The organism is Ignavibacteria bacterium (assembly GCA_016873775.1).
In the GTDB taxonomy this organism is placed as follows: domain Bacteria; phylum Bacteroidota; class Ignavibacteria; order UBA10030; family F1-140-MAGs086; genus JAGXRH01.
Genome location: VGWC01000088.1, coordinates 1 through 8,482, shown reverse-complemented (window position 1 = coordinate 8,482; position 8,482 = coordinate 1). Strand labels below are relative to the sequence as shown.

The 8,482-nt window shown below is 38.1% G+C and carries 9 protein-coding genes; 3 read left to right on the top strand and 6 right to left on the bottom strand.

All coding sequences use genetic code 11. The features are described 5' to 3' along the window. The 3 genes from FJ218_10125 to FJ218_10115 all read left to right on the top strand — a co-directional run. Window positions 1–1,619: class I tRNA ligase family protein (locus FJ218_10125; protein MBM4167256.1), on the top strand; the 1,619-nt coding region annotated here is incomplete at its 5' end. 3 nt (window positions 1,620–1,622) lie between these two features. Continuing rightward, the gene (locus FJ218_10120; protein MBM4167255.1) at window positions 1,623–3,050 is read left to right on the top strand and encodes a glutamate--tRNA ligase; all 1,428 of its coding nucleotides are present in this window, start codon (window positions 1,623–1,625) and stop codon (window positions 3,048–3,050) included. Between the two features lie 10 nt (window positions 3,051–3,060). After that, window positions 3,061–3,330, top strand: a complete 270-nt coding sequence (locus FJ218_10115; GenBank protein ID MBM4167254.1) for a hypothetical protein — start codon at window positions 3,061–3,063, stop codon at window positions 3,328–3,330. A 71-nt stretch (window positions 3,331–3,401) separates the two neighbouring features. On the opposite strand, the gene FJ218_10110 is transcribed toward FJ218_10115, so the two are convergent. The 6 genes from FJ218_10110 to FJ218_10085 form a co-directional block, all read right to left on the bottom strand. Further along, window positions 3,402–4,157: an SDR family oxidoreductase gene (locus FJ218_10110; protein MBM4167253.1), complete on the bottom strand. Its 756-nt coding sequence runs from the start codon at window positions 4,155–4,157 to the stop codon at window positions 3,402–3,404. Window positions 4,158–4,185: 28 nt separating this feature from the next. Next, window positions 4,186–4,938, bottom strand: a complete 753-nt coding sequence (locus tag FJ218_10105) for a YIP1 family protein (GenBank protein ID MBM4167252.1) — start codon at window positions 4,936–4,938, stop codon at window positions 4,186–4,188. 39 nt (window positions 4,939–4,977) lie between these two features. After that, a complete protein-coding gene (locus tag FJ218_10100) occupies window positions 4,978–6,114 on the bottom strand; it encodes a PLP-dependent transferase (protein ID MBM4167251.1) in 1,137 nt (378 codons plus the stop codon). A gap of 56 nt (window positions 6,115–6,170) precedes the next feature. After that, window positions 6,171–6,350, bottom strand: coding sequence for a hypothetical protein (locus FJ218_10095; protein ID MBM4167250.1), 180 nt, complete (start codon window positions 6,348–6,350; stop codon window positions 6,171–6,173). A gap of 7 nt (window positions 6,351–6,357) precedes the next feature. Then, complete coding sequence (locus tag FJ218_10090) at window positions 6,358–6,693, bottom strand: HNH endonuclease (GenBank protein ID MBM4167249.1); 336 nt, start codon at window positions 6,691–6,693, stop codon at window positions 6,358–6,360. Between the two features lie 67 nt (window positions 6,694–6,760). Then, window positions 6,761–8,149 carry a cystathionine beta-synthase gene (locus FJ218_10085; protein MBM4167248.1) on the bottom strand — a complete coding sequence of 463 codons (1,389 nt, stop codon included), beginning with the start codon at window positions 8,147–8,149 and terminating at the stop codon, window positions 6,761–6,763. Between the last annotated feature and the right edge of the window lie 333 nt (window positions 8,150–8,482).

Genomic DNA, 8,482 nt, shown 5'->3' with positions numbered 1-8,482 from the left:
AAGCGTTGCAAGTGGTGAAAGATGGAACAATAAAATTTCATCCTGAGCGATGGGAAAAAGTGTATGAGCATTGGATGACGAACATTCGCGATTGGTGCATCTCGCGGCAATTGTGGTGGGGACACCGCATTCCCGTGTGGTATTGTGTTGGCGATGACCACTGCACATTGAATTGCAAAATGCCGATTGTCAGCAAAACGAAACCGGAAAACTGCAAACACTGCAATTCGCAAATGGTGCAAGATGAAGATGTTCTTGATACATGGTTTTCATCGTGGTTGTGGCCTTTTTCTACGCTTGGTTGGCCCAAGGAAAATAACGATTTGAAATATTTTTATCCGAGCGATACGCTCGTTACCGGTCCCGATATAATTTTCTTTTGGGTTGCGCGTATGATTATGGCGGGACTTGAAGTAATGAATGACGTTCCGTTTCACAATGTGTATTTCACGAGCATCATACGCGATTCGCAAGGAAGAAAGATGAGCAAGAGTTTGGGAAATTCTCCCGACCCGCTCAACGTGATTGATGAATACGGAGCGGATGCGTTGCGGTTTTCAATTTTATTTCTTGCTCCTCTCGGGCAAGATGTGCGTTTCGCTTCGGAGAAATGTGAAATCGGAAGAAACTTTGCGAATAAGATTTGGAATGCGGGACGGTTTTTGTTGATGAATAAAGAGAACGTTGAAAGAGTTACGGGTTACGAGTTACGAATTACGAGTTCAAAAGAAAAACAACTTGCAACTCGCAACTCGAAACTTGAAACTGCTTATCTTGATTTAGCAGATAAGTGGATAATGTCGCGGCTTCATTCAACAATAAAAGACTTGAACACCGCGTTAGAACATTTTGAAATCAATCAAGCAACAAAAATTATCTACGATTTTATTTGGCACGACTACTGCGATTGGTATGTTGAAATGTTGAAAAGCAGATTGTATGGCGATGAAACGCAAGAAGTAAAACAAATAGTCTTGCAGCGTGCAATGAATGTGTATGAAACTTCACTGCGTTTGCTTCATCCGTTTATGCCGTTTGTTACCGAAGAACTTTGGCAACAGTTTACTAACAGCCAACAGCCAACAGCCAACAGCATTATGATAGCAGATTTTCCAAAAGCAAACGAAAAATGGATTGACAAAAACATTGAACGCGATGCTTGGTTTATGATGGAAGTAGTAAATGCAGTGCGCACGATTAGGGGAGAGTTGAACGTTCCGCCATCAACAGAAGTGAATGTGTTGTTTCGATTTACGAATGCAGAGCGCAATACACACGTTACAACATTTGAATCGTATTTGAAACGACTCGGAAAAGTAAGCGCGATAGGATTTTTAAAGAACGGAGAAAAACCAAAACTTGCTTCAAGCGCGGTGGTGGATGGTGAAGAATTGTTTGTCCCGCTCGAAGGGATTATTGATTTAGAAAAAGAACGAGTGCGCATTGAAAAAGAAATTGCGCGTGTGCAAAGTTTGTTTGTTTCCACTTCGCAAAAATTAGAGAATGAAAATTTTGTTTCTCGCGCGCCAAAAGATGTAATTGAAAAAGAGCGAGAGAAGTTAGTTTCGTTTAAGATTACTGTTGAAAAATTAACTCATAGTTTAGAAAATTTACGATAAATTATGCACGACTCAGTTCACGTTCGTTTTGCTCCAAGTCCAACAGGATATTTGCACGTTGGTGGTTTGCGTACAGCGTTATACAATTATTTATTTGCAAGAAAACACAACGGAAAATTTGTTCTTCGTATTGAAGATACAGACAGAGCGCGTTACGTAGAAGGAGCAACAGAAAAATTGATTGAAGCACTTCATTGGGCGGGAATTGATTATGACGAAGGACCGTACTTTCAATCGCAACGATTAGAAATTTACAAACAACACGTTGAAAAACTTTTGCACGAAGGAAAAGCGTATCGTTGCTTCTGCACATCAGAACGACTTGAACAAATGCGCAATGAAATGGAAACAAAAAAAGTTGACGTAAAATATGATAGAACGTGTTTAAAACTTTCCGAAAAAGAAATTCAGGAAACTATTGACAAGAAAATTCCACACGTCGTGAGAATGAAAATTCCGGAAAATCGAACAATCAAATTTCACGATATAGTTCGCGGCGATGTTGAATTTCAATCAAAGATAATTGACGACCAAGTTTTACTCAAGTCAGATGGATTTCCAACATATCATCTCGCTGTTGTTGTTGATGATTATTTGATGAACATTACGCACGTAATTCGCGGAGAAGAATGGCTTTCGAGTGTTCCGAAACATTTATTGCTCTATGAATATTTCGGTTGGCAAGTTCCGCAAATGGCACATCTTCCGTTGTTGCTCAATCCAGATAAAAGCAAACTCAGCAAACGTCAGGGTGATGTTGCTGTTGAAGATTATCGCGATAAAGGATATTTGAAAGAAGCGCTTGTAAATTTTGTTGCGTTGCTTGGCTGGAATCCCGGAACGGAGCAAGAATATTTTTCATTGCAAGAATTGATTGAGCAATTTTCGTTGGAGCGGGTTCATAAATCTGGAGCAGTTTTCAATGTGGATAAACTTAATTCACTGAACTTTCAGCACTTACGAAAAAAAACTGATGAAGAAGTTTTACACATGTTGAAAGAAGAATTATTGAAATCAAAATTTGCGGACAAAAATTTTTCGGAAGAATATTTGCTACAAGTATTAACTGCAATGCGTGAACGAATGACGTTTGTCAAAGATGTTATTGAAAACGCATCATACTTTTTTGAATCTCCAACGCAATACGAAGAAAATTCAGTAAAGAAAAATTGGAAAGAAGAAACTCCATCGCAAATGAAACTCCTTACAGAAGAATTTTCCAAACTCGTTCATCCAAAAAAAGAAGATTACGAAACTGCATTACACAAAACGGCGCAACAATTACAAATCGGAAATGGGAAATTGATTCATGGAACGCGGCTTGCAATTTCAGGTGTAAGCGCAGGTCCAGGTTTGTATGATATACTTTTTATTCTTGGAAGAGATGAAAGTGTGAATAGAATGAGGATGGCAATTGAAACGATTAGGTGAATTACAAACAATGTCTCCAACACAAACAATTTTATTGTTCTCATCTATACAAAAAAATTACATTGTTCCCAATATTCAGAAAGAACAAGCAAAAGTTCTTTGTATGTTTTACAATAGAATATTTAACATCATTCAAGTACTCACACATAATGAAGGAACGACAGGTGATTATGGAACAGTGAGAGAAACCGATTTAGTAGAATTTCAATTTTTGAATTATTCTGCATTGAGTTCAAAAGATAAAAACTTAATCTCTACGAAACCGTTATTACAGAATTGAAACACGAATACGTAAGTAAAAAATAATTCGTGCGTTTGCTTGATGTAAATACCATAAGGTGTTTCTCTCAATTATCTTGCACATGTTTGCGCGCGACCTCCGTCAATTGCAATAGTTTCTCCTGTAATCCATCCGGCATTTTCTGAAGCGAGGAAGAGAATAAGTTCTGCGATTTCTTCCGGAGTGCCGACTCTACCGAGAGGATGAGTGGATTTACTGTGTTCGAGAAATTGTTGATACTTCTCGTCATTCATTCCGCTGGATTTGTGCAAATTTGTTACGACAACACCTGGATTGATTGCGTTTACTCGTACACCTTTTGGCGCAAGTTCCAACGCAACACAACGTGTGAATTGGTCAACACCCGCTTTACTAATACAATATGCAAGCACATTCGGGAATGCGCGAATTCCTGTTACGCTCGAAACGCTCACGATATTTCCTTTTCGTTCAATAAGTGAGGGGAGAGCGAGTTGCGTGAGTCGAAAAATAGAACGCAAATTCGTATCCAACATTCTATCCCAATCGTCAAGCGAAGTATTTTCTACAGAACCCATTCCGATAATTCCTGCGGCATTGACGAGTACATCAATTTCTCCAAACCGATGCAACGTTTTTTCAATAATAAATTTTCTATTGCTTTCGCTCGTAATATCCGCAGAGATAATTTCAGAATTCTGAAACGGAGAAAATATTTCACGCAGTTCTTTTTCTCTTCGCGAAACAACAGAAACGTTTGCATTGCAGTGTAATGCTTGCAATGCAGTTGCTTTTCCAATACCGCTCGATGCACCGGTGATGATGAATGTTTTGTTTGAAAATTCCATTGAATAAAATTTTTTCAAGAAAATATTTTTACATCGCGCTGACGAATGAAAATCCTACTGCATACACTAACCACAAACCGAATACAATTCCGATAACACTTCCTAATGGTTTTTGAAAAAGTTTCGATAAGCCAATCGCAAGAACAAAAACATACCAGAACGAAAACACGTCAGCGAATTTCAGTAAATGGTGCATCGCATTATTGGTATCAAATGCGTTGAGGAAAAAAGCGGCACTCGGTGTTTTACTCATCGAACCGCCGATTTTAATTGTCAAGATTGATACGATTCCCCCGATGATAAACACCGAATACGATAATCCGACAACTTCCATTATTTTTCCAAACGTTGCTTGCGTTTGCAAAAACATTTTTCCTGCAAGCATCATTACCAACGCAACAATCAAAAGCGAAAGAAATGTAACGACAATAACGCCACCGATTCCGGTAACAAGAAAAATTGTTGAACCGGGTTCGGGAATAAAATCTACTGCTCTATCATATTGCTCTTGCGTCATTTCACCATTTGCGACTTTCTCTTGCATTTTATGTAATTGTTGATAGCGCATTTCTTGTTTTATCACAGGGTCAGAGAAAACGACGAACGTAAAAACTATTCCTGCAACGATACAGAGAATAGCCGGTAACAGCCAATTTGATGTTGTCTTTTCTTGTCGTGTAACTTCTTCAAAAACAGAAGAAGGTTCGGTGTATGTGTTGAAGATTTTTGAGAATGCAGAAGTTGTCGAAAATGCTTCCGGTGTTAAGAGTCGTTCTTCCATAGTGGTTTGTATTTGAGTGAATATTGTTTTGAGAAAAAATTATCGCAACGCGTTTTTCAAATCATCAATAATATCATCAACGTCTTCTAATCCAACAGAAATGCGAACGAGTCCATCTGTTACGCCGATGCGTTTGCGTTCATCCGGTGGAATTGCGGCGTGCGTCATTGTAGCAGGATGAGAAATCAATGTTTCTACTCCGCCCAGACTTTCAGCAAGCGCGCAGAGTCGAACTTTCGCAAGAAATTTTTTTGCGTTTGCTAGTGAGCCAACGTCAAAAGAAATCATTCCTCCGAAATTTTTCATTTGCCGCTTTGCAAGTTGATGTTGCGGATGATTTTTTAATCCGGGATAAAACACTTGTTTTATTTTTTTATGTGAAGAAAGAAACTCAGCAACGTTCATCGCACTTTTTCCGTGCTGTTCCATTCTCACGGAAAGAGTTTTCACACCGCGCAAACATAACCATGCATCAAACGGAGATAAAATTCCGCCGATACATTTTTGAAAATACTTCAATCGCTCTGCAACGTAATCATCATTCGTTACAACTACGCCGCCAAGCATATCGCTATGTCCATTGAGATATTTTGTGAGGGAGTGAACGACAACATCAATTCCTAAATCAATCGGTCGTTGTAAATAGGGAGTTGCGAATGTATTATCAACAACGGAAAGAATTTTATGTTTCTTTGAAAACGCTGCAATGAGTTTTAAATCCGTAATTTCCATTGTTGGATTTGTCGGCGTTTCCACGAAAATCATTTTCGTTTCCTTTTGCAAAGCGTTTTCAACTTCTTTCATTTGTGTTGTATCAACAAAAGAAAACTGTAAACCGTAATCGCTCCAAATGAAATTTGCGATACGAAATGTTCCGCCGTACAAATTGCGAGATAAAATTATATGGTCATTTGGTTTGAACAAATGAAAGAGTGAATCAATTGCCGCCATTCCCGAACCGAAACACATTCCGTATTTTCCGTTTTCAAGCGAAGCAAGACATTCTTCCAACGCAGTGCGAGTGGGATTGGTAACGCGCGAGTATTCGTAATTTTCGCGCGGCTTTCCGATTCCGTCTTGAACGTACGTAGAAGTTAAATACACGGGAGTCATTACTGCGCCGTTATTGGGATTTGGTTCTTGTCCAGCGTGAATTGTTTTGGTGGAGAATTTCATTTTATTTTTGTTTGCCACGAATTATCATTAATGTAATTCGTGTCGAATATTTGTTTTTATGCAATTTTAAAAGTGCAATTAGTACACATCTTCTGTGTTCCAATATTTAACAGTACTATTTCTACTCTCCGTTCGTCTATTAACCTTTTTTTCATAATGTCAACGAGTTCTTCTTTTTGTTCATACGGAAGTTGTTCGACAACATCGAGTGCATTATCAAATGTAATTGTATTCATAAGTAAGTTATTTTATAGAATGTAAAAACGGCGAAACAACATCAACATATCTCTCAAAATCTTTCGCTCGTTCTCGTGCAATATGTTCACGGATGTTATGCATAATTTCTTTTTCGTTATGAAGATGTTTCGGAAAATAATGTCCTTTGAGTTGATTGCAAACATAACAAGCCGTAACAAGATTTTCGAGCGAGTGATTATCACCAAACATTTTTGGTCGCACGTGGTCAATCGTCAACGTTTTGAAATTTTGATAACTCAATCTTCCATCGAGATTGCAATACACGCAAATGTAGTTATCGCGTTCGTGAATTTGATGAGAGATTTCGCGGGGAACGGACATTGAACATTTTATATTTTACATTTTAGATTTAGCAATGTTCAGTATCAAATCAAAAATGTAAAATGTTTTATCTTGCTAAATATTCCAACACATCATACTTCGTAATGATGCCAACAATTTTGTTTCCTTCATCCACTAAAACTGCTGATGCGTTATCGGTGAGATGTTCGACAGCAAAAGAAATTTCCGAATCAATATTTACTACAGGAAAAGCGGATTGCATCACATCTTTTACCGCAGCATCCAGCATAGATGGATTTTTCATTACTTGTCGCATTATCGTAGTTTCTTCAATCGAGCCAACACATTTATTTCCTTCGAGAACTGGAAATTGCGAAACGTTATATTTACTAATTAACATCAATACGTGCCGAATATTATCTGTGGGATATAAACTCACGAGTTGTGGAACTCCTTTCTCTTTTTCGTTCAAAACAAATCGCAACGTAATTCTTTCCGGCACAAGAAAACCATTTTCTTTCATCCACTCATCGTTGTATAATTTGCTGATGTATCGCTCTCCTGTATCAGGAAGCAATGTTACAATAATGTCTTTTTCTGAAAGTCGTTCAGCCAGTTTTAGCGTTCCTGCAAGTGCAGTTCCCGACGAGCCACCAGTAAATATTCCTTCTTCGCGCGTAAGTTTTCGTGCGACAAGAAATGCTTCTTTGTCCGTTACTTCGATAAATTCATCAATGAAATCGCAATTCAACGTTCCCGGCACCCAATCTTGTCCAATGCCTTCCACTTTGTATGGTTTAAATTCAGGATGCGAATTTTTTGTGTAATAATATTCGCGAAGTATTGAACCTTTCGGGTCAACTGCGATGATTTTTATTTTCGGATTTTGTTCCTTCAAAAATTTTCCAACGCCGGTAATTGTTCCGCCTGTTCCGATTCCTGCAACAAAATAATCAACTTGTCCCGCAGTTTGTTTCCATATTTCCGGTCCAGTTGTTTTGTAATGCGCATCCGGATTTTGGGGGTTGAAAAATTGATTTGCAAGAATGGAATTCGGAGTTTCACGAACAATTTTTTTTGCAACTTCCGTATAACTTTCCGGCGATTCGTGTGGAACGGAAGTCGGCGTGATGATTACTTCTGCGCCAAATGAGCGCAACAAACGAATTTTTTCTTGACTCATTTTATCAGGCATCGTAAAAATTGTTTTATATCCTTTAACCGAAGCCGCAAGCGCAAGTCCCATTCCAGTGTTTCCTGACGTTGCTTCAACAATCGTTCCGCCTGATTTCAGTCGCCCATCGCGTTCTGCTTCTTCGATAATGGTTATGCCTATTCTATCTTTGACCGAACCACCAGGATTAAAAAATTCCACTTTTGCAAACACTGTCGGTTTCAATCCTCTTACGATTTTGTTGAGTTTTATGAGCGGAGTATTTCCGATAGTGTCGAGAATATTTTCTTTGTAATCTATTTTTGTTAAATCAGTGAGCATTAATTGTAACGTTTGAATTTTCGATGGAAAATATACTTGTTTCATCCTTAATTTTTTTGGAATTTCTAATGAAGAAATAAAATTCTTTTTTCGTATGGTATGCCCGTGAAAATGAAACTTCATTACTAGAAGAAACATAACACATTTTAACAGCAATGTGAAGCACGTACACCAACAATAATACCGATACTTTATAAAATACATCGTTTTGGATGTAACAAAGTTGAGAAAGAAACAAAGCCAACTAAGCCGAAATCTCATTTGTGGGAAACACAAGACAACAAGAAATCAGTTGTTGTTTGTGAACAAAAAGTTTATCCAAAATGAATTTTG

Coding starts and splice junctions, on each gene's coding strand:
- FJ218_10090 (MBM4167249.1), bottom strand. CDS start 6,693: ATGTCCGTTCCCCGCGAAATCTCTCATCAAATTCACGAACGCGATAAC.
- FJ218_10120 (MBM4167255.1), top strand. CDS start 1,623: ATGCACGACTCAGTTCACGTTCGTTTTGCTCCAAGTCCAACAGGATAT.
- FJ218_10095 (MBM4167250.1), bottom strand. CDS start 6,350: ATGAATACAATTACATTTGATAATGCACTCGATGTTGTCGAACAACTT.
- FJ218_10115 (MBM4167254.1), top strand. CDS start 3,061: ATGTCTCCAACACAAACAATTTTATTGTTCTCATCTATACAAAAAAAT.
- FJ218_10105 (MBM4167252.1), bottom strand. CDS start 4,938: ATGGAAGAACGACTCTTAACACCGGAAGCATTTTCGACAACTTCTGCA.
- FJ218_10085 (MBM4167248.1), bottom strand. CDS start 8,149: ATGCTCACTGATTTAACAAAAATAGATTACAAAGAAAATATTCTCGAC.
- FJ218_10110 (MBM4167253.1), bottom strand. CDS start 4,157: ATGGAATTTTCAAACAAAACATTCATCATCACCGGTGCATCGAGCGGT.
- FJ218_10100 (MBM4167251.1), bottom strand. CDS start 6,114: ATGAAATTCTCCACCAAAACAATTCACGCTGGACAAGAACCAAATCCC.